Here is a 22766-nt window from a genome sequence, read left to right as displayed (position 1 = left end):
TTGGCTGGGTTCGGCTAAAATCCCTGATAGATGGTTTACACTGGCATCAAAGAACTATTTGAAAGGGGCATCATGCGGCGCATCGCTATCATCGGTATCGGTTCCGGAAATCCACAACACCTCACCGTTGAGGGGGTAGCTACATTACAACAAGCAGACGTGGTTATAGCCATAGATAAAGGTGAGGAAAAACACGATTTATTAGAGTTACGCAAAGAAATACTCGCCACGCATAGCCCCGACGTGCCGTTGGTGACCGTCCTCGATCCACCACGCGACCGGAAACCCGTCGACTACCAGGCTGAAGTGCAACGCTGGCATCAGGCCCGTGCGGAAGTCGTCGAGCGTGCCGTCGTAGAAAACACCCCTGAGGACGGCACCGCGGCCATACTCGTCTGGGGGGACCCATCGCTGTATGATTCGACGCTCCGAGTCATTGAACGCTTTACGACGCCCGTAGATGTTGTTGTTATCCCCGGCATTACCGCGGTCCAAGCGCTTACCGCTGCCCACCGCATTGTCTTAAACCGTATTGGAGAAGAAATCGTCATCACCACCGGCCGCCAGCTCATGGACGGGGCCCGCCACCGCAATTGCGTGGTCATGCTCGATGGCGGCGCCGCCTGGCTTACCGCCTACACCCCCTACACCTACATGTGGTGGGGTGCCTACCTTGGCACCGATAAGGAAGTACTCCGCAGTGGCTATGCCCATGATATTGGTGCTGAAGTTGCCGCACTGAAAACCCGGCTTCGGAAAGAACACGGTTGGATCATGGACATTTACCTCCTGCGCGAATTGAACTAGCTCACGCCTTGGTGGCTGCCAGGCGGGCGTATTTCCGTGCCACCACCTTCGCCGGCGGATTGGTAGCATGCGTCCCATCCGAATACAACACTGTGGGCACCACCCGATTGCCATTATTGACGGATTCCACCCACCGGGCGGCCTCGGCATCATGGTCAACATCAATGGCAGCATACGGCACGGCAGCGTCGTCAAGCGCGCTTATGAGTCGCTGGCAGAATGGGCACCACGACGTCACGTATAAGGTAACAAGATCATTAGTCATGTCAGGTATAACAAAAACCATGGGATAAAGATTCCCGGTTACCGGGATATATTTTTCGTCCAGGTCTCGAACTTATAGCGCAGCCCAGACGATGACTTCAACCACTTACTATGCTGCACTAACTGGAAATCTGGTGGAATGGTTGGCGCGAACACCGCCCGATCTCCCAATTCGAAGAGGTTCGTCGGAGCGTCGATAAGCGTGCGATGAATCTCCTGCACCTTGTCGATCGTGGCCGCATATACCACCCCGCCCCCAATCACCCAGCCGGACTCCGGCACACTAGCGATCACGCTCGCCCCATTCGACCACTTACCCGGCGTGCGACGAGACAACACCAAATTCTTCCGGCCCGGCAACGGCCGCACCGGCAACGACTCCCATGTGCGTCGCCCCATGATAATCGGCGACCCCAAGGTGAGCTTCTTAAAATGCTGCAAATCCTCCGGCACATGCCACGGCATAGACTTACCATCACCAATAAGCCCCATAAGATTCTGCGCCCAAATCGCCCGCAACATCATTACACCGAAACCCGGGCCGGAATCCTCGGGTGCGGATTATAACCACGCACCGCCACATCGGAAAACGTGTAGCTAAACAAATCCGCGGCCTTCCGCAACTCCAACTGGGGATACGGTCGAGGATCCCGCGTTAACTGCAACGCCACCTGCTCACGGTGATTATCGTAAATATGGCAATCACCCCCAGTCCAAATAAGCTCGCCCACACGAAGCCCAGCTTGCTGTGCCAACATATGGGTCAAAAGCGAATACGACGCAATGTTAAACGGCACGCCTAAAAACATGTCCGCGCTCCGCTGATACACCTGGCACGACAGCCTATTATCGGCCACATACAGCTGGAATAATAAATGGCACGGCGGCAACGCCATCTTCGGTAACTCGCCCACATTCCACGCCGACACTATATTCCGCCGCGAATCAGGATCTGCCCGCAGCATTGCTAACGACGCGGAAATCTGGTCCACATACCCCCCATCAGGTGTCGGCCAACTCCGCCACTGCACCCCATACACCGGCCCTAACTCACCCTGGTCATCCGCCCACTCGTTCCAAATCCGAATCCCATTTTCCTGCAACCACGCCACATTTGACGACCCCGACAAAAACCACAACAATTCCCCCACAACCGAATGAAAATGCACCTGCTTTGTCGTGATCAACGGAAACGATTCCGCCAAATCAAACCGCAACTGTTGGGCAAACAAACTCGTTGTTCCCGTACCCGTGCGATCATTTTTATGCGTACCTTCGGCCAGAATCTTCCGCAGCAAATCCTCATACGGAGTGGCAATCGTTACAGTGTTGTTATCAGGCATGGTTCACAGTGTAACGCTAAACCGGACATATATAATGACCACACACAAAACCCCACCAAACCTTCAGGAAACCCGCGCATGCATGCGTGCAACACCCATGTGCGGTCCAGCCCGAACAGGTTAAGGCGGGGAAATGAGGTGGCCTCGTAGGTGGAGCACAAACACGAACCCCACCTCAAGGACTCATATTGAAAACTAGTAAGAACCGTTTTCCTGTCGGAACGTCGCCGCCATCTCTAAAATGTCGTCCGCCAACTCGGGGCGACAAATCAAAATGTCCGGCATATACGTGTCCTTATTGTTGTACAGCAATTCGCTGCCATCCAGCCGGGAGCAATGCAGCCCAGCGGCCTTGCACACGCCCACCGGTGCCGCCGAATCCCACTCATATTGGCCCCCTGCATGGATATAGGCGTCATAATCGCCGATCAACACATGCATGGCCTTAGCGCCAGCCGACCCCAGCGGGGAAGTTACAAAGCCCAGCTTCTCCGCCACATGATGTGCCACCGCCGGCGCCCGATTATGCGACACCACAATCCGTTTCGCATACGGGCCCGACACCGCGCGGGCATCCGACGACAAAAATACCACCCCCAAATCCGGTAATCCCACAGCCGCATGGGTCGGCACACCATTCTCCACTAACGCAATGTGAATGGCCCAGTCCTGCCGGCCTGTAGCATATTCTCTGGTGCCATCGAGGGGGTCAATAATCCACACCCGGTCTTTCCCCAACCGTTCTGGATTATCCGCGGCTTCTTCCGACAAGAACCCATCATCGGGGCGATGTTGCTCAAGCACTCGCGCAATCCAGTTCTGGGCTAAATCATCACCAGCATCACCCAAAGCCCGATCCCGTAACGCACCCACGTTACGTATCCCCTTTAATAGATCGGCGGTACTCTGGGCAAGATGGTGAGTCAAAGTGGCATCATCTAAATGAGCAGTCATACTAATAAAGTTTAGTTGTTTGATTGAATGGAAGCATGCCCACCAACCCCATCCCAGAACCAGAAGACCACATTTTAGACAAATTCTCTCCCCACATTGCCACCTGGTTTCGGGATGTATTCGCCCACCCAACCCCCGTGCAGACCGCCGCCTGGTCTGCCATTTCCGCAGGTGAAAACGCATTAGTCGTGGCTCCCACCGGATCTGGGAAAACCCTTGCCGCCTTTTTATGGGCACTCAATACCCTCGCCACCGCACCCGGCCAAACCCACCTACCTGTGGTCAATCCCACTACAAAAACTTCACTGCAAGAAACCCTCACAGCCGAAAGTGACGGCAATACCACCGAAAAACCCCGCCCGTATCCCACCACATCCGACATGATTGAGACGGCTGGCGTGCCCGCCCACGCGCCGAGCAGTGGGGCGACTCACTCGCAAATCGACACACAGACCAACACACAGACTGACGCTCCCGCAGGCGTGAAAATCCTCTACATTTCCCCGCTCAAAGCCCTAGGCACCGATGTGGAACTCAACCTTCGCGCACCTCTCACCGGCATCAACCACACCGCCGCCAGGCTCGGGATCCACCACCCCGATATCACCGTGGCCGTCCGCAGCGGCGACACCACTGCTGCGGAACGAGCCGCCCACATTCGCAACCCACCCGACATTCTCATCACCACCCCGGAATCCGCCTACCTCATGCTCACTTCCAAGGCGGCCACTATCCTCAGCACCGTCACCACCATCATTGTCGACGAAATCCACGCCATTGCTGGCACGAAACGCGGAGTTCACCTCGCCCTCACCCTGGAACGGCTCGAACATTTAGTCGAAAAACCCCTCCAGCGCATTGGGCTTTCCGCCACCGTCCGACCCCATGAAACCATTGCCCGGTTCCTGGGCGGCCGTCACCCCGTCACGATCATCGACCCACCAGCAACCAAAACCTGGGACCTTTCCGTGGTCGTCCCCGTTCCCGACATGAGTGACCTTCCTGCCCCCGAACTGGGTTCCACCATTGGTGACTACACCATTGACGACCCGCTGGGATTAGCCAGCCCACTCGTTGCTGATGATGGAGCCGACGATTCGGAGGCGTTGGGTGGTTCGGAAATGTTGGGTGGTTCGGAAACATCGAATGCGGTCGTGGGGCCAGACGCCGGCATGATATCGGATCCCCCCGTGGCCTCGGGTGCGACCTCGGCTTTGGGTGCCGCGATCCTGGATGTTCCCGTGGCTTCGGATACCACCACCTCTATCTGGCCGCACATCGAACAACACCTCTACGCCACTATCATGGCCCACCAATCCACGCTGGTGTTCGTCAACTCCCGCAGGATCGCCGAAAAACTCACCGCCAAGCTCAACGAACTTCATGCCCACGCCTGTGCCCATGATCGTGCCCGTGCAGCCGGGGTCGGGGTCCAGGGAGGCGATGATACCGACGGGGCCGATGCCCGGTCGGCACGGCAGGCGCCGCCGATACCGCCAGCTGCACGCCGCGGCCGGCCACCGGCAGACATGATGAAGCCCTCGGACGAAATCGTTACCGCACCCCGCGATATCGCCCGCGCCCACCACGGTTCTGTCGCCCAAGAAGAACGAGCCCGCACCGAAACCCTCCTCAAAGAAGGCCTAATCAAAGCCGTTGTCGCCACCAGCTCCCTCGAACTAGGAATCGACATGGGGGCCATCGACCTTGTCGTCCAAATCGAATCCCCGCCATCCGTTGCCAGCGGCCTCCAGCGCGTTGGTCGGGCCGGACACATCGTCGGCGTCGCATCCACCGGAATTTTCTACCCCAAGCACCGAGCCGACCTCGTGAACACCGCGGTCACCGTCCAACGCATGCGGGCCGGGCTCATCGAGGAAATCCGCATCCCCACCAACGCGCTTGACGTGCTACTCCAACACACCATTGCCGCCGTCTCCGTCGCCGACTGGGATGTAGAACAATGGTTCGAAACAGTCACCAGAGCCTACCCCTACCACAATCTTGATCGGGAAGTTTTTGATGCCGTAATAAACCTGGCTAGCGGCAGTTATCCCTCCACCGACTTTGCCGAACTCCGCCCCCGCATCATCTACGATCGCATCACCGGAACCCTCTCGGCCAGGCCCGGTGCCCAGCGCATCGCGGTCACAAGCGGCGGCACCATTGCCGACCGCGGCATGTTCGGGGTCTTTCTCTTGGGCGGCGGCGAAGGGGCGCGCCGGGTGGGCGAACTTGATGAGGAAATGGTGTACGAATCCCGGGTAGGAGACGTCTTTACCCTCGGGGCATCGAGCTGGCGCATCGAGGAAATCACCCGAGACCAAGTGCTTGTGACGCCTGCGCCAGGTTCGTCTGGCCGGCTGCCGTTTTGGTTGGGGGATCAGGTGGGTCGACCGGCGGAACTCGGCAGGGCGGTGGGGGAGTTTCGCCGCGCTGTGGCGCAGTCCCTAGCAGTGGATTCGGCACAGGATGTTGCCGAAAAACCCAACGCGGAATCTGAACACATATTCGATGGATTGGATGAGTGGGCTTCCGATAATATTCGGCGTTTCATTTCGGAACAGCGGGATGTGACGGGCATTATGCCGGATGAGAAAACCTTACTTGTAGAGCGTTTTCGTGATGAAGTGGGGGATTGGCGTGTAGTGCTGCATTCCCCCTATGGGCGGGGAGTGAATGCCGCTTGGGCGCTCGCCGTGGGTGCGAAAATCAGTTCGGATATGGGGATTGATGCGCAACCCGTGAGCGGTGACGATGGCATCGTGCTTCGGCTGCCTGAGTCGGATGTGGTGCCGGGTGCCGGTCTTTTCCAGATTGACCCTGATGATATTGCCGATATCGTGGCGGAGCAGGTGGGGAATTCGGCGCTATTTGCCGCCCGATTCCGTGAATGTGCCGCTCGGGGATTATTGTTGCCGCGCCATAACCCCGGTAAGCGTGCCCCACTGTGGCAGCAACGTCAGCGCGCCGCCCAACTTTTGGATGTGGCACGGAAATATCCCAACTTTCCCATCATTCTTGAGGCGGTCCGCGAGTGTCTGCAAGACGTGTATGATCTGCCGGCATTGGTGCAACTTTGCGAGGACATAAAGGGCATGCGTGTCCGAATTGCGGAGGTGGAAACCATGCAACCTTCACCCTTCGCGGTCGCCATGCTCTTCACCTACACCGGTGCTTTCATATACGAAACCGACTCGCCATTGGCGGAAAAACGTGCCGCCGCTCTTGCCCTCGACCCGAAACTATTGGCGAAACTTTTGGGTTCGGTTGAGCTCCGGGATCTGCTTGATCCCGATATCATCGCCGACGTCGATGCCCGCCTGCGTCGCATAGCCCCCGACCGCCGGGCTCGCACCGGTGAGGAGCTCATCGACGCCCTCCGCATCCTGGGCCCGATTCCCATTGTCGACCTGCCGCAGCACATGCTTGTCGACGCTTTCCGCATCGACGACCTCGATCGTCAGCGAGTCATGCGTGTCCGCATTGCCGGCGTGGAACATCTTGCCCAGGTTTCGGATGCGCCGCTTCTCCGCGATGGTCTTGGGATTCCCGTTCCACCTGGTGTTGCCGCACCCACCGCCCTGGTGCCGGATGCCCTAGAACAGCTAGCGAGCCGCTGGTGTCGCACCCGGGGACCATTCCTATTGGCGGACATGGTAGCAGCTTTCGGTCTGGCCCCAAGTGTGGCCCACAACCTGCTGTCCGGGCTCGTTGACACCGGCCTGATCATCGTCGGCCACTACCGGCATGGGGTTGATGAACCAGAGTATGTTGCCGCCGATGTGCTGAAACTTATTCGCTCTCGCTCGTTGGCCGCCGCCCGCGCCCAAACCCAGCCGGTGAGCCACAGCGCCTATGCCAGGTTCCTCATCGACTGGCATGGCATTTCTCCAATAAAAACCACGGGTCAGCCGCGCCACGATAGCCTGGATGTTGGGGACGAAATTTATGCGGTGTGTGAGCAATTGGCAGGCGTGCGATTGCCCGCCAGCGCTTGGGAAACCCTCATCCTGCCGAGCCGGGTGCGCGACTATAACCCAGCAGATTTGCAGCAGCTTTGTCACGATGGTGACATTCGCATTGTGGGCGCCGGACTTGCCGGAACCAATGACCCATGGGTACTGCTTCTGCCCGCCGAATACGCCGCCGATCTCGTCCCCGTGGAAGTGGAGCCGCCCACGCTGAGCCCCGCGGCCCGCAGCATATACGACATGATGTCCGGCAGCCCGGGCGGTGGTTTCCTCTTCGACAGCTTGGTGGACCAGGTGGGCGACCCGGCAGCAACCCGCGCCGCCCTCTGGGAGCTTTTTGATTGCGGCCTGGTGAGCCCCGATAGTTTTGCCCCGCTTGCCGCCCGCCTGGCTCAGGGAAAAACCGCTCACCGGACCAGTCGGACCCCGGCCCGTTCCCGGCTTCGAGCCGGCAGGCCGGGACGCCCAGGCAGGCAGGGACGGATGGGGCGAATGGGCGGGTATGTTGGCGTCATCCATCAAACCCCACCCGATATGACCGGCAGGTGGGGGTTGAGTCCGATCCCCACGGCTGACCCCACATCCCGCTCCGTTGCCCTGGGGGAGGCGTGGCTCGACCGCTATGGTGTGGTGACCCGGGGTGCGATCCAGGCGGAAAACGTTCTTGGCGGTTTCGCCCTGGCCTACAAGGTATTGAGCAGTTTCGAAGAATCCGGCAAGGCCCTCAGGGGGCACTTCATTACCGACCTGGGCGCGGCCCAATTTGCCACCGCCGCCGTCATTGACCGGCTTCGTGGTTTCGCCGACACTGACGACGTGACCGGCTGGCCCTCCGGCACATTAGAACCGAACGTTTGTGTGATCGCCGCCTGCGATCCCGCTAACCCGTATGGTGCCGCCCTGCCGTGGCCGGGGGACGGCAAGTCGCCCAGTCGGGCGGCCGGCGCCCTTGTGGTGCTCGCCGACGGCCTTCCGGTGGCCCACCTCACCCGGGGCGGGAAAACCCTCACCTGGTTTCTACCGCCTCGGGCCGAAATCTCCGAGGAAACCATTATTCGCCTAGTTGTGCAGGCCCTGTCCGGGGCGGTGGGGAAGAATCTCACCACGCGGATAACCATTGAAAAGCTTAATGGCAAGCCGGTGCACGAGAGCCCTCACCTTGAGGCCTTCCGGACCGCCGGGGCTCGACTCACCCCAAGCGGGTTACGCATCGGTGCACCGCCGGTTCCCGGGCCGCAGAACCGAGGCCGCAGCGTCACCGAAGCAATCGAACAACTAGGCGACGGGCTGTCGGGGGCGTCGGGCCGCGGGTCGACTGGCCGGCGTCGGTGGCGGTAGGAGGTAAGGGGTTTCATGCCCGAAGGTGATTCCATTTACCAGCTGTCCCGCCGGCTCCAATTCCTGGTGGGTCGGACGGTGCTTGCTGCCGACATTCGCGTGCCACGGCACGCAACCGTGAATCTTGCAGGCACCACTATCAGGCGAGTATGGCCCTACGGTAAACACCTCTTTATGCAGCTAGACGATGCTATAATCCACACGCATCTGAAAATGGAGGGAACCTGGGCGATCCACCGTGTTGGCGACCGCTGGCGGAAACCCGCCCACACCGCCCGCCTGATCCTCCGGGTCGCCGACCCGCCGCACCAACCCATCGAACTGGTGGGTCATTCGCTTGGATTCGTGAAAATATTCTCGGCCAAAACCTACCTGGAACACGTTGGTCACCTGGGGCCGGACGTGCTTGCCCTGGATTGGGAACACATGGGCGAACCTGAGGCGTGGCGTCGAATAATGCTGCGACCGGATCGGCCCGTGGGGACCGCGCTTCTCGACCAAACCAATCTTGCCGGCATCGGCAACGAATACCGGGCCGAAATCTGTTTCATCGCTGGTATCCACCCCCAAACCCCCGTGAAATTATGCGACATGCACCAGGTTTTAGCCATTGCGCGGCGGCTCATCTGGGGCAATCGGCTTTCCCCGCTTCGCGTCACCACCGGGGTGCGCCGGGTAGGGGAATCCACCTACGTGTTCGGTCGGGATGGGCAACCATGTCGCAGGTGCGGCACGGTTATCGCTACCGGCACGTTAGGGGGTGCCGCGGGTGGGGATGAGGGGGAACTAGAACGTATGATCTGGTGGTGTCCGCGCTGCCAACCACCCGTTATCTAGACCATCTGCGGCTGACGCAACCCCGGGCTCAGAGACTTGCCTATTCTTAAAGGCATGAAAACTTTACTCAATCTCATTTGGTTTGTCTTCAGCGGTTTGTGGTTAGCCATCGGCTATGCCATCGCCGGGGTTATTATGTATGTGCTCATTATCACCATCCCCTTCGGGGTCGCTAGTTTCCGCATGGCCGGCTACGCCCTCTGGCCGTTCGGGCGCGCGGTGGTGACAAAACCCGGCGGCGATAATGTCGGCATTGCCTTTGCAAACGTGATCTGGTTTCTGCTTGCGGGCTTGTGGATCGCCATTGGCCATGTCATTACGGCGGTCCCGCTGTTTCTTTCCATCATCGGCATCCCCCTGGGCATCGGTAACCTCAAAATGATTCCCATCGCCTGCTTCCCCTTCGGCAAAACTGTTGTGCCTTCCAACGCCATTCCTTACGGCTACACGCAGGTGGTGCAACTCTAGTTTGAGCGCCTCATTCCCCTTGGCCGCCGAGCTCAATCGCGGTTCAAGGGGATTCTTTTTATGTGGGGCATCAGGATAAAAGTAGGATGAATATGGGGTAAATATTTCCAGGTCAGACAGGCTTTTGGTTGTGTAGTACATATACTGTGGGTTGGATTATGGTTACGCCACGTTCGTGCGTCGACAAGCGTAAGAAAGCAGTGATATCTCATGACAACCATTCGCTCGTTGGCGTCGGAGCCAAACTATCGAGTCATTACGTGGGCGGTTATTATTATCGCGGTGTCTGTGGTTTTTGCGTTTTTGCCCCGGCCTGGCAGGATCGACGTGGTTGCGGCCCGGAACATCATCGCTAGGGGTTATCGAACAGTGCCGCCGCACACTATGGCGAATCGGGTGGCGGATTTTACCCGGGAGCACCCAGATGCGTTTATCATGACGGTGCGCGACCCTAGGCCGCAGCTCATCATGCCGAACATTCATGGCGCGGATAGCGGCGTGAAACTATGGTGCATTGATTCGCATCGGGAAAGCCTCCAAGAGGTGGCACAGGTCCCGGACAGCTCATGCTACAAGGAAAAGAGCGACGCCATGACCATTGCGATCTATGGTGGTGATTTTCGTAGTATGAGCTTTACCCCAACGATAGCCGAGACGTGCGAAACCGCGGTCGTGAAGCAGTGGGGGAAGAATAAATTTTTGGAACTGCCGGAAACATTTGCGCGGTTTCGGCGGGTGGAGATCGCCCCGCATGCTGGAGTCCCGGACCTTAGCCAGGCCATAAGCCTGCGCAACACGTTCCAGCATGTGAAAGACTTCCAGGGGGACGTGAGCCTGTGGGATGTGAGCCACGTGACGGACTTTTCGGGACTGTTTCACGATTCCGGTTTCCATGGGGACATTTCCAAGTGGAATCCGAAAACCGCCACCAATATGAGCATGATGTTCGACCATGCGGAATGGTTCGACTCCGATATTTCCCGATGGGACATGCGCCGGGTGACTTCGATACACAACATGTTTGACAACGTTGGACTATCGCCAACCCATGTCACCGCGATCATAGAAGGGTGGGCGACAAACCTACCGCATGATGTGACGTTGAGCTCAAACACCCTTTACTATTGCGGCAAACCCAAAGAATTACCAACATTCAAAACAAAGATGGCGGGCAACCTTGGCAGCGTGGCGCAGGCCCCAGACTGCCACCCGCCACGAGTGAATGTGGTGGAGCAAACCGCCCCCAACCAGCCGATTTCCGAGACCATGGTGGTTCGGTTGCTGTCCGATAAGACACTGCGGCGCTGGGGCGACGAATGCACGGCGGTGCCGCATACCGCTACCGAGCCCAAGGAACTGGAATGCCACGTTACCACGCCGGGGGAGCACACGATCTGGGTGAAAGATTACTACAACAACACCGCTACGGTTGTAGTCATGATCCAGAACATCGCCCCCACGTCCCCTGATGCTTATCGACGCGCCTAGCGGCGTGCTTGTCGACGCCGGGCTAAGCGGGAAGCTTATTTGCGTCATGTCGGTGTCGGGATTGTGGAATAATTTTTCACATGGCCATGCCGAAACCCATCCTGGTAACTATCCTGATAATGGCCGCGGTTGCGGTGGTTTTTGCGGTGGTGATTTTTCGGATGATTCCCGCAACCACCCTGGACCAGCAGGCTGTGCCAGGGAAACTGGAAGCACCGGCAAATCAGGGGGTGTCGGCAAAATCGGTGCAAGAATTCCGGCAGGCGCATCCGGATGCGTTTGTCATTGAGGTCTTTGGTGAAGGAAACTTCGCCCCCACCATTGACCAGGCGGACGACAACGTGCGTATTTGGTGTCTTGACTCCCGGGGAGAGGCAACCATGAGTGCTGCCGAATTCGCTGCCAGGTCGTGTCAGCCGGCGGCTGCGCTGGGTATTTATGGTGGGGGATTCGCCGGGGTGAATTTTGGCATAAAACGTGGGGCAGGCAAGCTTCATGCCATTATTCATCAGTGGGGAACCAATAAATTTCAAAGTCTGGCAGGCATGTTTATGGCCTTCTATTCGGTCAAACTTCCCAACCCCGATGACAGCCAGGGCGAACGGCAGGACACCGCGGAGCCCATGGCGTCTGTAACCCCGGCGCCGGATTTGAGCGAGGCCACAACAATGGAGAATGTTTTTAACTCCGTTGTCGAGATCTATGGGGACGTGAGCGGCTGGGATGTTCAACGAATCCAGAATTTCGCCCATGCGTTTGAAAGCTCCGGTTTTCAGGGGGATTTGTCCACCTGGCGGCCGGTGAGCGCCACCGACATGAGCAATATGTTTACCAATGCAACGAGATTTGATAGCGACTTGTCCGCCTGGGATGTGCGTAACGTCACGAATATGCGGGGTATGTTTCACTTATCGGGGTTGTCACCCACAAGCATGAGCGCCATATTGGCCGGGTGGGGCCAGCAGGAATTATCCCATGGTGTTGAGCTGGGAGCGGACGATATTTACCGGTGCGAGGATCCCGCCGGTGATGATGGTCTTCGTGTTTTGACGGAAACCTATGGGTGGACTGTCACCTATGCCGGGGTGGCCTCTGACTGCACACCGCCAAGTGTGATGGTGGTGAATCAGTTGAATATTACGAAGCCAGGAGCACGGGTAAACGCGGCGGTCCTTGAGTTTGATCGGGATCTGAAATATTGGGACAGCGAGTGTGTGGCTGCCTCCCCGACAGAAAACGGGGAAACTCGCAGACTCCAATGCCCACTCGACATCGAAAACGGCAATGTGTGGCTTGATATGTGGGCGAAAGACCGCCACAACAACACTGTGGTGAAACGAGAAATCTTGGCGCGGCGATGACGCGATTCCACGCGACGCCTGACGCCTACAGGAGACTATTTCATGCTGCCGAACTTGTAAAGATCGTCAATGATGCGGTGAGGCTCCCGGTCCAACTGCAGGGTGGTTTTGTCATTAATGCCATCGAGAGCGCCGGCGGCGTCGGGGGCGGTGGAGTTGAAGGCTTCCGCCCAGTCCTCCAGGGGTGGGCCTTCGACAGAGAACAACTCCACGGTTCGGTAGAGTGCTTCGGAAAGGAATGTGGCCTGGACGAGTGCCTCGGCAACATCGACGCGGCGGACAGAGCCGTATTCGGTGCTGTCGCCCTGGCGGAGTTCGGCGTGCTGTTCTTCGGCGGTACCGGCGTCAAACCAGCCGGGCCGGATAATAGTGTAGGGCAACCCGCTGCTGCGGAGTAGGCGTTCACCGCGGCGTTTCCAGGTGAGCAGTTCGATGGCATCATTATGGGTGACCCCAATAGAGCTCATGAGGACAACAGGGATGGTTTTCTTGCCCAACGCCTCTAAGAGCGCGGGGATGGCCCCATAGTCGACACTTTCGTATTCGCCGGAATTATGGGGTGCGCCATGGGTGAGAATGACAGCATTGACATGATCGAGTGCGTCGGCAATGGTTGCGGGGTTCATGAGATCACCGCCGGCAATATCGATGGTATTGCTGCCGGTGTCGGTGGTGGCGAACATTCTTTTGGCTTTGCGGGGATCCCTGCTCAATAGGCGTGCAGAAATGTCGTGGTTTAGCAGTGCTTGAACCACGAGGCGACCGACAGAACCTGTTCCTCCTAGAACAAGAACTCGGTCAGGTTTCATCATAAAAGACACGACGAATTTCTTTCTCTATTGCTATGTGCATCGAAGATATCACGTACGCATGATCGAATGTTCAATGAACTAAATTAGCATGCTGTGAGCTTTGGTTTTTAATTCTAGCGTGACAGAAGAACGGAAAGAAAAGTGAGAGAATTTTAATCTTATATGACCTTTTTATGGACATGAATAATGTTATTATTCCTCGCACTAAGGGGTGAAAAACGGGGGTATTAATTCGGGAAAAATAACCCCAATTAAGGTTGCTTTACCCATAGGGTATGGGGCACCGAATTGGGGTATTTGGGCATCCTCCTATGAGGACGGGTGCCCTAGGATAGGTGCCCTAAGGTGGGGCCCCTTAAGCGGGTGCCCCATAAATGGGTAGGTCAGCCGGAATGGGATCGGGCATTACTACCCACAAGTGGGTACCTAAAAATGTGGACCCACGTTTAGGTGCCCTGAAATAGGGGGTAGTCGAAGGGGTATGATGCATCGGGGGTAGACATCATCCCGCAGGGGAACCGATTGCGGATTTAAAGAATATCGTATTAAAACAGCAAAGATTAATTGGGGTAAAACATGGGGGAGGGGAGCTACGGTATGTAGCTCCCCTCAAGCAGATCGGTGAAAACTCAGGAAACCTGACTCGGGTTTCTGAGTGGGGTCCTTCGTGGTCCTAGTTGCGGTGCTCCCGATACCACGAAATAAGCGTATCGGTTGAGCTATCGCCAGAATCCACCTTGACCGCACCAGACACAGCCGGGGCCAGGTCATTAGCCTGCTGCTTCCCCAACTCAACACCCCACTGGTCAAAGGAGTTAATATCCCAAATCGTCCCCTCCACAAACGTGATGTGTTCATAGAGCGCAATCAACATGCCCAACACTGCTGGCGTCAACTCCTCCGCCATAATTGTGGTGGACGGACGATTACCAGGCATCACCTTGTGCGGAACAACCGCTGGGGCCACCCCCTCCGTGGCGATTTCCTCCGCGGTCTTACCAAAGGCCAAAACCTTCGTCTGGGCGAAGAAGTTACTCATCAACAAATCATGCATGCTGCCCGTACCATCGGCCGTCGGCAGGTCCTGCTTCGGCCGGGCAAACCCGATGAAATCGGCGGGCACCAGCTTCGTGCCCTGGTGCATCAATTGGAAGAACGCATGCTGGCCATTAGTACCTGGCTCACCCCAATAGATTTCCCCGGTATTTACGGTTACAGCCGTACCATCCCGTCGTACCGATTTGCCATTTGACTCCATGGTCAACTGCTGTAAATAGGCGGGGAACCGGCCCAAATCTTCCGAATACGGCAGCACCGCATGCGTCTGAGCCCCAAAGAAATCGTTATACAACACCCCAAGCAACCCCATGAGCACCGGCACGTTCTCTGCCAGCGGCGTGGACCGGAAATGCACATCCATTGCGTGCATGCCCTCCAAGAACCGCATGAAATCCTGCGGGCCAATCACCGCCATGAGCGACAGGCCAATGGCGGAATCCACCGAATAGCGGCCACCAACCCACTCCCAGAAACCAAACATGTTCTTGGTGTCGATACCAAAGGCGGCTACTTTCTCCGCATTAGTGGACACGGCTACGAAATGCTTAGCCACAGCCTCTTCCGCCCCCAACTTCTCCACCAGCCACCGCTTAGCGGCATGCGCATTAGTCAGCGTTTCCTGCGTGGTAAAAGTCTTCGACGCAACCACGAAAAGCGTGGACTCGGGATCACACTCATCCAACACCGAAATGATGTCGGCCGGGTCCACATTGGACACAAACTTGGCACTGATACCGGCGGTGGCATAGGTGCGCAGCGCCCGAGTTGCCATGGCCGGTCCCAAATCCGAGCCGCCAATACCAATATTCACCACGGTCTTAATCGTGTGCCCGGTATACCCCAACCAAGCCCCCGACCGCAGCGACGTGGCGAAATCCCGCATGCGGCTCAATACCTCATGCACGTCGGCTGCTACATCCTGACCATCAACCACTAAATCCTCAGTCACCGGCAGCCGCAGGGCGGTGTGCAACACCGAGCGATTCTCCGTGTTATTGATCTTATCGCCCCGGAACATAGCCTCGATGCGCTCCGACAAACCAGCAGCCTGAGCCAACTCAATGAGGGCATCACGGGTAGAATCATCCACAAGATTTTTCGACAGATCCACGTGCAGATCCGCCGCAGTGAAGCTCAGCTTCTCCCCTCGCTGCGGGTCAGCGTCGAAAAGCTCCCGTAAAGTTTTCTGTGCCAAGCTTTGCTGTGCCTGCGCCACCTTAGCCCAGGCGTCGGTCGTCGTAATATCGGTGGTCATAGAGATGCGCTCCATTTCAAACTGCGGAAAATAGTGACGTAATGCGTGTCGCATACCCATACAACTTGGGCACACAATACATCTCCAACCGTAGTCGCATCAGGTAATATTTGCCCGAAACTTAAGCCAAGATCACGTTATAGAAATCCAAGAGTCGCTGCCGGCCAATTGATTCACCCACCGAATCATGCGTCATGCTCCACGCTGCAAACCGCACCCCATCCCACCACGGCTGCCGCACCAACAGTCCCCGCGCAACCCGCGGCAACACCGTGATCCGCGCCGGCCGGTCCAGAATCCGAAACGCACACTCCGCCACCTCACGCCACGTCAAAACCTCCGGGCCACCAATCCGCCACTCACCCGAAACCCCAGCCACATGCCGATCCACACATGCTCCCGCCACATCCAGCCCATGAATCGGATTAATCCGCACCGCATCATCCAACAAAACCACCCGACCCCGGCGCGCCATATCGAGGACCTGGGCCATGTCCGAAAAATAGCCCGTGGGGCTTATCACCTGGGCAGTCACCTGGCTTGCCTGGAGCTCCCGCACGAACGCGGTTTTCGCCCGGGTGATCCGCGCCGGGCAATGCTCGGCACCCAACGCATGGACATAGCAGAAATTATTCACCCCATGGCGGCGGGCGGAGTCAAGGATCGCCAGGTTAGCGCGGTAGTCAATGTCCCACAGGTCGGCTTTTTGCCTGGTGACGCCGAGCGCGGAAATGACGCCGGTGACCCCGTGGGCGAGATCCGCGGTGACGCGTGGGTTGGTGACGTCGCCGATACACCAGTCCGCCACCAGGCCAGTGAGACCTGGGGAGCCGTAGATACCTGGGGATTCCGCCCGGCCGAGGTCGCGGACTAGGGCCCGGACCTGGTAGCCGCGGCGATGCAGTTCGGCAACAATGAATCTTCCCAGGTAGCCGGTGGCGCCGGCGACGAGAATGGTGGACATGTGTCATTCCTTATCGTGAGGTGTGGTGGGGTTTCCCAGCATGCGGGGCAGGAGCGTGTTCGCCAGGTCCGCCATGGGAGCGTCCGGGTGGTGGAGCGCCCACGCGTCGAGCCTGGTGGCAACCGCGTAGGCAAGGTCAACGTGGAGGCGTGGGGGAATGGTGGGGTCGAGCAGCCCGAGCCGTAGCCCCCGGTCGACCATACGCATCGTCCACTTGTCGATGGCGTGTTCGAATTCGGTGAGGTTGGGGGAGTGGGGTTTGTCAGCCAGGTGAAACATGGTGCCCACCGCGGTGAGGTCGGGGCGGGTGGCAGCGGCGGTCATTCCGGCGATGATGTTGGTGAGCGCCGGCCAGAATGTGTCCCGCGTGAGCTTGTCGACGACCGGAACGGTGACATAGCCCGCGAGTTCTCGGAGCCCATCGGCGAATGCGGCATCGAAGAGCTGGTCTTTGGTGTGAAAGAAATAGTAGAAGGAGCTGCGGGGAAAATCGGATTCCCGCAGGATGTCGGTGAGCCGGGCGTTGGTGAAGCCATGGGTGGCGAAGACGACGCGGGCGGTGGCGAGGAGCCGGGTTCGGCGTTTCGGGTCGATTGGTTGGGGTGGCCGGGCCATAGCTCCAGGTTACTAGTTTTTGGACATACGTGTCTAGGAATTCGGGGTGGGGATACACTAGTAACGTAAGCAATACCCTTCCACTCGCTATCAAGGATCCCCATGGACATCACTGCGCTGCTCGCCACCACTCCCACCAACCTCTTCATTGATGGTGAATTTGTTCCTAGTGACACCAATGACACCTTCCCCGTCATCAACCCCTCCGACGGCACGAGGCTCGCCCGGGTGGCGTCGGCGAGTGAAGCCGATGCGCGCCGGGCCCTGGCCGCCGCGGTCCGAGCCGGCACCGATTGGGCGAACACCCCCAGCCGAGAGCGTAGCACCATTCTGCACCGCGCTTTCGAACTCATTCTCGACCACGGGGAGGAGCTGGCCTGGCTGCAATCCCTGGAACTCGGCCGGGCCCTGCCCGATAGCCGCGCCGAAGTAAGCTACGGTGCTGAATTCTTCCGCTGGTTCGCCGAAGAAGCCGTGCGCATCCGGGGCGACTACCGCCACAACCCCACCGGCACCGGCCGGATCGTGGTGACCCACCAACCGGTGGGTCCCTGCCTCGCCATCACCCCCTGGAATTTTCCCCTGGCCATGGGCACCCGCAAGCTGGGCCCGGCCCTGGCGGCCGGCTGCACCATGATCGTGAAGCCCGCATCGAAAACCCCGCTCACCATGCTGTATCTTGCGCAACTCCTTGCGCGCGCCGGGGTGCCTCGCGGGGTGGTGGCCGTGCTGCCGACGAAGAATGCTTCGAACGTTTCCGCGCTGTTGGATGATCCCCGGCTGCGGAAACTCACCTTCACCGGCTCCACCGCGGTGGGGCAGCAGTTAGCGGCTCGGGCGGCACGCCATAGTTTGCGGGTCAGCCTGGAACTTGGTGGCAATGCTCCCTACCTGGTGTGCGAGGACGCCGACGTGGATCAGGCCGCCCAGGCGGTGGCGGTGGCCAAAATGCGGGGTGCCGGCCAGGTGTGTATCGCCGCGAACCGGTTCCTGGTGCATGAGAGGATCGCGGCGGAGTTCACCGCGAAAGTTTCCGAGGTACTGGCCGGTTTCCGCCTGGGCCGGGCCACCGATGAGGGGGTGACCTTCGGGGCGCTTTCCGGCGCCGACCAAGTGACTACGGTGCAGAAACTTGTCGATGATGCCCTCGCCCAGGGCGCCACCGTGGCGTCCGGGGGTGTGCTTCCCACGGGCCTGCCGGCAGGTGGTAGCTATTTCCCGGCCACCGTGTTGACCAATGTGCCGACCACCGCGGACATCGCCCACTCCGAGATTTTCGGCCCGGTGGTTGCCATCCAAACCTTCGCCACCGAGGACGAGGGTATTGCCATGGCCAATGACACGCCGTTCGGCCTGGCCGCCTATGTGTTTGCCGGCGATACCGGTCGGGCGTTGACCATTGCCGAACGCATCGAGGCCGGCATGGTTGCCATTAACAAGGGCACAATTTCCGACCCGGCCGCACCCTTCGGTGGGGTGAAAGAATCCGGTGTGGGCAGGGAGGGCGGCATGGAGGGAATCGGTGAATACCTGGAGCCGAAATACATTTCCCTACTGTAGGTTGAAGTATAGGATCGGGGAGAAAAACCCGGTCAAACCCAGTTCCCGCAGGAACCACCAGGCCTGTTCCTCATCAAGCAACGCGTCGGAACGCAGCGTGGTTTCCGCACGCTTTAGCCACCTGTCGGGGTCGCAGTCGTCCAATGCGCTTTCAATCAGATCAATCTCGTCCAGAATCTCCTCGTCGCTTCCGGCAATGAGAAGAACCCGCTCCACGGGGTCCATGAGCACGTGGGTGTAGCCGCCGGCGGTGATGCGGTCAATGGTTTCCGTGATATCTGCGAAACTGGGTTCTATCGCCTCCCAGATTTTCGGGAGGATTTTCGAGCGGTGGGCGTCGAAAAGCGCCCGTAGTTTGGTCAAAAAATCGGTGACCTGCGTGGTTTCCAGTCGGCCGCGAAACGCCCCAACCTTGATGTCGCCGAGGTCAAAAAGTATTGACGGTATCGCAACCGTGTCAACATGGGTGAAGAGCAGTGCCAGGAATGGGGCGTCGTACCGGAACTCCCCAATGCCGGTGAATTCGTTGTCTTTTTGGGCGTAAAGATATGTGCGATTAGCCATGCTCAGCATGCTAACCACGCCCCCGGACATGTTTTGAGGCCTAGCCTTACCCCAACCTGCCGCGGCCCATGCGCAGCAGGATTTGTGCCAGCGCGGGGCCCTCCGGGCCTAGTTCCTCCCGAAACTGGTTAATGATCGCCACCTCCCGGGTGTATACCAGCTTGGTGCCGCCCGCCGACGTGCGGATTTTCCCAATTGCCTGGGAAATCGCCGTCCGCTGCTTAATGGCATCCAAAATCACCTGGTCCAGGCGGTTGATCTCCTCCCGATACTGCTGAATTTCCGCATCCGACAGCGGATCATCAGTACCCGAGGGAAAACGAATATTCACATCAGATGCATCAGTCATGAATATTATTGTGCCAGATGTTTCGTGTCCGACCCACGCAGTAAATTGGAGGAATAATGACTGCCGCACAAAACCCCTCACCACATTCCGACCAGCCGGAGCAGCCTGACCTCTTTGCCGGCGTGACCGGATTCGAAGCCTACTCCGCCACCCCGCCGCCGGAGGCACCACGCGCCGACGAACCGTTACCGCCCCCACCGGAGGAACCCCCGGCATACGACACCATTCCCCCCGACCCGGAGGCAGCTGCTGGCATTCTCGACTACCCGGTTCCTGCCGCGTGGGACAACTTGTCGGCACATCAGCCGTGGGCGAGTGCGGAGGGGAGCGCCGACGATCTTATAGCCGACCTGAATCCGCAGCAGCGCGCCGCCGTGGAACATTCCGGTTCCCCACTGCTCATTGTCGCGGGTGCTGGCTCCGGAAAAACCGCCGTGCTTACCCGGCGCATCGCCTACCTGCTGCGTATGCGGGGCGTCGCCCCGGGGCAGATACTTGCCATCACCTTCACCAATAAGGCCGCCGCCGAAATGCGCGACCGGGTGATCGACCTGGTCGGCCCCACCGCCACTCGTATGTGGGTTGCTACCTTCCATTCCGCCTGCGTGCGGATTCTGCGGGAGCAGGCGCACCTGCTGCCCGGGCTCAATACCAACTTCACCATCTATGATGCTGATGATTCCAAGCGGCTCCTTGGCATGATCGCCAAAGACCTACAGATCAATGCCCAAAAATTCCCACCCCGGCTGTTGGCTGCCGCTATCTCCGCGCTGAAAACCGAACTCACCGACCCCGACGCAGCTAGTGACGAGGCGGCCGCTACCCGCAATCCCTTCGACCGCACCATTGCCGAGGTGTACACCGAATACCAGCGGCGGCTGCGGGCCGCCAATGCTCTCGACTTCGACGATCTCATTGGGGAAACCGTTCGGGTGTTTACCACCCACCCCGAAATCGCCGCCTATTATCGAAAACGTTTTCGTCACGTTCTTATTGATGAGTACCAAGACACTAACCATGCCCAATACGTTCTCATCTCCACGCTTGTCGGTACCGGACCTGATGCTAGTGAACTCAGCGTGGTTGGTGATTCCGACCAATCCATCTATGCGTTCCGCGGCGCTACCATCCGCAATATTGAAGAATTCGAACGCGACTACCCTCAAGCACGCACAATCCTGCTGGAGCAAAACTATCGTTCCACCCAAAACATCCTCTCTGCCGCCAATGCCGTGATCTCCCACAATCATGGCCGGCGGGAAAAGAAACTCTGGACTGACCATGGTGCCGGCGCGAAAATCACCGGCTATGTTGCTGACAACGAACACGATGAGGCCCGATTCATCGCCACCGAAATCGATGCATTGTTCGATATGGGTGTGGGCTATGGGGACATTGCCGTCATGTACCGCACCAATAACTCCTCCCGGGCCATCGAAGAAGTCTTCATCCGCACCGGCATCCCCTACAAGGTGGTGGGCGGCACCCGCTTCTACGAGCGCAAAGAAATCCGTGATCTCATAGCCTACCTGCGTGTTCTTGACAACCCCACCGATGAAATCTCCCTGCGACGTATCATCAACACACCCCGCCGCGGCATCGGCGACCGTGCGATTGCCACCGTCAATCTGTACGCCGAAAACTTTGGCATGAGCTTCGCCGATGCGCTTGTCGACGCCGCCCACGGCAAAGTCACCGCCTTAGGGACCCGCGCCAAAAACGCCATTGCCGCATTCCTCGAACTCATGGACGGCCTCCGGGTAGACGCCGCCGAGGCCACCAACGCCATCACCGGCCTGCCCGACATCGGTGTGGTTGTGTCCCGCATCCTCGACGCCACCGGCTACAAAGCTGAACTGGAGGCCAGCACCGACCCCCAGGATGGTGCCCGACTCGACAACTTGAACGAACTTGTGTCCGTGGCCCGGGAATTCAGCTCTGAAGCCGCCAACCTCATGGCCTATGCCGCCATGGGTGCAGGAACTGGTGCAGGCGTGGAAGGGAACGATCCGGCCGAGCCGATGGTGGGGGAGCCCCAGCCGGGATCCATCCACGCGTTTTTAGAAAAAGTCTCCCTCGTGGCCGACTCCGACCAGCTGCCCGATGACAGCACGAACGTGGTCACCCTCATGACCCTGCACACCGCCAAGGGGCTGGAATTTCCGGTGGTGTTTCTCATCGGCTGGGAGGATGGCCAGTTCCCACACCTGCGGGCCCTGGGGGATCCGCAGGAACTCGCCGAGGAACGCCGACTCGCCTATGTGGGCATCACCCGCGCCCGCGAAACCCTGTACCTCACCCGCGCCATGCTGCGCGCCTCCTGGGGTAATGCGGTGGCCAACCCGGCCTCCCGATTTTTAGAAGACATCCCCGAAAAACTCATGTATTGGCGGCGGGAAGAACCCGGTGCCGGCGGCTGGGACGATGACTGGGGCGCAAGCGGTTGGGGTGGCGGCAGCTTCGTCGGTGGTTATGGCGGCTACGGAGGATATGGTGGGGCTGGTGGGTATTCCGGCCGCAAGCCTGGTGGTTCATACCGGAAACCGAAAATCCCCCGCAGCTCCCGGTCGTCGACGCCGGCCGCCAACCTTCACCTGGAGGTCGGCGATAAAGTCAACCACGACAAATACGGTCTGGGCACCGTCCAAAGCGTCGACGGCTCCGGCCCCCACACCAGCGTCACCATTGATTTTGGTTCTGCTGGTACCGTGAAGCTCATGCTCATCGGTGGGGTGCCGCTCGAAAAACTGTAGC

The 22766-nt window shown here is 58.7% G+C and carries 18 protein-coding genes; 8 read left to right on the top strand and 10 right to left on the bottom strand.

Features of this window, described 5'->3' with window-relative positions:
- Positions 1-72 precede the first annotated feature (72 nt).
- On the top strand, positions 73-807 hold the full coding sequence (gene cobF / locus HBA49_RS08505) for a precorrin-6A synthase (deacetylating) (RefSeq protein WP_034996264.1): 735 nt from the start codon (positions 73-75) through the stop codon (positions 805-807).
- A gap of 1 nt (position 808) precedes the next feature.
- On the opposite strand, the gene HBA49_RS08500 is transcribed toward cobF, so the two are convergent.
- The 4 genes from HBA49_RS08500 to HBA49_RS08485 form a co-directional block, all read right to left on the bottom strand.
- On the bottom strand, positions 809-1093 hold the full coding sequence (locus tag HBA49_RS08500) for a mycoredoxin (RefSeq protein ID WP_005527005.1): 285 nt from the start codon (positions 1091-1093) through the stop codon (positions 809-811).
- Between the two features lie 17 nt (positions 1094-1110).
- Positions 1111-1593, bottom strand: coding sequence for a dihydrofolate reductase (locus tag HBA49_RS08495; protein ID WP_005527264.1), 483 nt, complete (start codon positions 1591-1593; stop codon positions 1111-1113).
- Positions 1594-1595: 2 nt separating this feature from the next.
- Complete coding sequence (locus HBA49_RS08490; protein WP_005527071.1) at positions 1596-2414, bottom strand: thymidylate synthase; 819 nt, start codon at positions 2412-2414, stop codon at positions 1596-1598.
- A 195-nt stretch (positions 2415-2609) separates the two neighbouring features.
- The gene (locus HBA49_RS08485; RefSeq protein WP_005523784.1) at positions 2610-3368 is read right to left on the bottom strand and encodes a 3'(2'),5'-bisphosphate nucleotidase CysQ; all 759 of its coding nucleotides are present in this window, start codon (positions 3366-3368) and stop codon (positions 2610-2612) included.
- Positions 3369-3403: 35 nt separating this feature from the next.
- Between HBA49_RS08485 and HBA49_RS08480 the strand changes: the two genes are divergently transcribed.
- From HBA49_RS08480 to HBA49_RS08460, 5 genes are all read left to right on the top strand, one after another.
- Positions 3404-8680 (top strand): Lhr family helicase, encoded by a 5277-nt coding sequence (locus tag HBA49_RS08480; protein ID WP_005527322.1) that lies wholly within the window; start codon positions 3404-3406, stop codon positions 8678-8680.
- 15 nt (positions 8681-8695) lie between these two features.
- Positions 8696-9517, top strand: coding sequence for a DNA-formamidopyrimidine glycosylase family protein (locus HBA49_RS08475; RefSeq protein WP_005526944.1), 822 nt, complete (start codon positions 8696-8698; stop codon positions 9515-9517).
- 54 nt (positions 9518-9571) lie between these two features.
- The gene (locus tag HBA49_RS08470; RefSeq protein WP_005526936.1) at positions 9572-9985 is read left to right on the top strand and encodes a YccF domain-containing protein; all 414 of its coding nucleotides are present in this window, start codon (positions 9572-9574) and stop codon (positions 9983-9985) included.
- Between the two features lie 210 nt (positions 9986-10195).
- Positions 10196-11473: a BspA family leucine-rich repeat surface protein gene (locus HBA49_RS08465; RefSeq protein WP_005527398.1), complete on the top strand. Its 1278-nt coding sequence runs from the start codon at positions 10196-10198 to the stop codon at positions 11471-11473.
- A gap of 80 nt (positions 11474-11553) precedes the next feature.
- Positions 11554-12834 (top strand): BspA family leucine-rich repeat surface protein, encoded by a 1281-nt coding sequence (locus HBA49_RS08460; protein WP_005527255.1) that lies wholly within the window; start codon positions 11554-11556, stop codon positions 12832-12834.
- Positions 12835-12869: 35 nt separating this feature from the next.
- Here HBA49_RS08460 and HBA49_RS08455 read toward each other — a convergent pair whose 3' ends face one another.
- The 4 genes from HBA49_RS08455 to HBA49_RS08440 all read right to left on the bottom strand — a co-directional run bounded on the left by HBA49_RS08455 (position 12870) and on the right by HBA49_RS08440 (position 17539).
- Positions 12870-13643 carry an SDR family oxidoreductase gene (locus HBA49_RS08455; RefSeq protein WP_225866000.1) on the bottom strand — a complete coding sequence of 258 codons (774 nt, stop codon included), beginning with the start codon at positions 13641-13643 and terminating at the stop codon, positions 12870-12872.
- A gap of 676 nt (positions 13644-14319) precedes the next feature.
- Complete coding sequence (gene pgi / locus HBA49_RS08450) at positions 14320-15960, bottom strand: glucose-6-phosphate isomerase (RefSeq protein WP_040432284.1); 1641 nt, start codon at positions 15958-15960, stop codon at positions 14320-14322.
- A 121-nt stretch (positions 15961-16081) separates the two neighbouring features.
- Positions 16082-16924, bottom strand: a complete 843-nt coding sequence (locus tag HBA49_RS08445) for an NAD(P)H-binding protein (protein ID WP_005527132.1) — start codon at positions 16922-16924, stop codon at positions 16082-16084.
- Between the two features lie 3 nt (positions 16925-16927).
- A complete protein-coding gene (locus HBA49_RS08440) occupies positions 16928-17539 on the bottom strand; it encodes a TetR/AcrR family transcriptional regulator (protein WP_005527343.1) in 612 nt (203 codons plus the stop codon).
- A 102-nt stretch (positions 17540-17641) separates the two neighbouring features.
- Between HBA49_RS08440 and HBA49_RS08435 the strand changes: the two genes are divergently transcribed.
- Positions 17642-19099 carry an NAD-dependent succinate-semialdehyde dehydrogenase gene (locus HBA49_RS08435; RefSeq protein ID WP_005527473.1) on the top strand — a complete coding sequence of 486 codons (1458 nt, stop codon included), beginning with the start codon at positions 17642-17644 and terminating at the stop codon, positions 19097-19099.
- Here HBA49_RS08435 and HBA49_RS08430 read toward each other — a convergent pair.
- Complete coding sequence (locus tag HBA49_RS08430; protein WP_146743673.1) at positions 19091-19663, bottom strand: hypothetical protein; 573 nt, start codon at positions 19661-19663, stop codon at positions 19091-19093. The genes HBA49_RS08435 and HBA49_RS08430 overlap by 9 nt on opposite strands.
- 46 nt (positions 19664-19709) lie before the next feature.
- A complete protein-coding gene (locus HBA49_RS08425) occupies positions 19710-20012 on the bottom strand; it encodes a chorismate mutase (RefSeq protein WP_005523763.1) in 303 nt (100 codons plus the stop codon).
- Positions 20013-20068: 56 nt separating this feature from the next.
- Here HBA49_RS08425 and HBA49_RS08420 point away from each other — a divergent pair, with 56 nt between their 5' ends.
- Positions 20069-22765: a UvrD-helicase domain-containing protein gene (locus HBA49_RS08420; RefSeq protein ID WP_005527252.1), complete on the top strand. Its 2697-nt coding sequence runs from the start codon at positions 20069-20071 to the stop codon at positions 22763-22765.
- Position 22766 lies beyond the last annotated feature (1 nt).

The organism is Corynebacterium matruchotii (genome assembly GCF_011612265.2).
Lineage (GTDB): Bacteria > Actinomycetota > Actinomycetes > Mycobacteriales > Mycobacteriaceae > Corynebacterium > Corynebacterium matruchotii.
This window is presented reverse-complemented; position numbering and strand designations above follow the sequence as displayed.

Excerpts from the sequence above, each read along its gene's own strand:
- cobF (WP_034996264.1), top strand. The coding sequence starts at position 73 with ATGCGGCGCATCGCTATCATCGGTATCGGTTCCGGAAATCCACAACAC.
- HBA49_RS08500 (WP_005527005.1), bottom strand. The coding sequence starts at position 1,093 with ATGGTTTTTGTTATACCTGACATGACTAATGATCTTGTTACCTTATAC.
- HBA49_RS08495 (WP_005527264.1), bottom strand. The coding sequence starts at position 1,593 with ATGTTGCGGGCGATTTGGGCGCAGAATCTTATGGGGCTTATTGGTGAT.
- HBA49_RS08490 (WP_005527071.1), bottom strand. The coding sequence starts at position 2,414 with ATGCCTGATAACAACACTGTAACGATTGCCACTCCGTATGAGGATTTG.
- HBA49_RS08485 (WP_005523784.1), bottom strand. The coding sequence starts at position 3,368 with ATGACTGCTCATTTAGATGATGCCACTTTGACTCACCATCTTGCCCAG.
- HBA49_RS08480 (WP_005527322.1), top strand. The coding sequence starts at position 3,404 with ATGCCCACCAACCCCATCCCAGAACCAGAAGACCACATTTTAGACAAA.
- HBA49_RS08475 (WP_005526944.1), top strand. The coding sequence starts at position 8,696 with ATGCCCGAAGGTGATTCCATTTACCAGCTGTCCCGCCGGCTCCAATTC.
- HBA49_RS08470 (WP_005526936.1), top strand. The coding sequence starts at position 9,572 with ATGAAAACTTTACTCAATCTCATTTGGTTTGTCTTCAGCGGTTTGTGG.
- HBA49_RS08465 (WP_005527398.1), top strand. The coding sequence starts at position 10,196 with ATGACAACCATTCGCTCGTTGGCGTCGGAGCCAAACTATCGAGTCATT.
- HBA49_RS08460 (WP_005527255.1), top strand. The coding sequence starts at position 11,554 with ATGGCCATGCCGAAACCCATCCTGGTAACTATCCTGATAATGGCCGCG.
- HBA49_RS08455 (WP_225866000.1), bottom strand. The coding sequence starts at position 13,643 with ATGAAACCTGACCGAGTTCTTGTTCTAGGAGGAACAGGTTCTGTCGGT.
- pgi (WP_040432284.1), bottom strand. The coding sequence starts at position 15,960 with ATGACCACCGATATTACGACGACCGACGCCTGGGCTAAGGTGGCGCAG.
- HBA49_RS08445 (WP_005527132.1), bottom strand. The coding sequence starts at position 16,924 with ATGTCCACCATTCTCGTCGCCGGCGCCACCGGCTACCTGGGAAGATTC.
- HBA49_RS08440 (WP_005527343.1), bottom strand. The coding sequence starts at position 17,539 with ATGGCCCGGCCACCCCAACCAATCGACCCGAAACGCCGAACCCGGCTC.
- HBA49_RS08435 (WP_005527473.1), top strand. The coding sequence starts at position 17,642 with ATGGACATCACTGCGCTGCTCGCCACCACTCCCACCAACCTCTTCATT.
- HBA49_RS08430 (WP_146743673.1), bottom strand. The coding sequence starts at position 19,663 with ATGGCTAATCGCACATATCTTTACGCCCAAAAAGACAACGAATTCACC.
- HBA49_RS08425 (WP_005523763.1), bottom strand. The coding sequence starts at position 20,012 with ATGACTGATGCATCTGATGTGAATATTCGTTTTCCCTCGGGTACTGAT.
- HBA49_RS08420 (WP_005527252.1), top strand. The coding sequence starts at position 20,069 with ATGACTGCCGCACAAAACCCCTCACCACATTCCGACCAGCCGGAGCAG.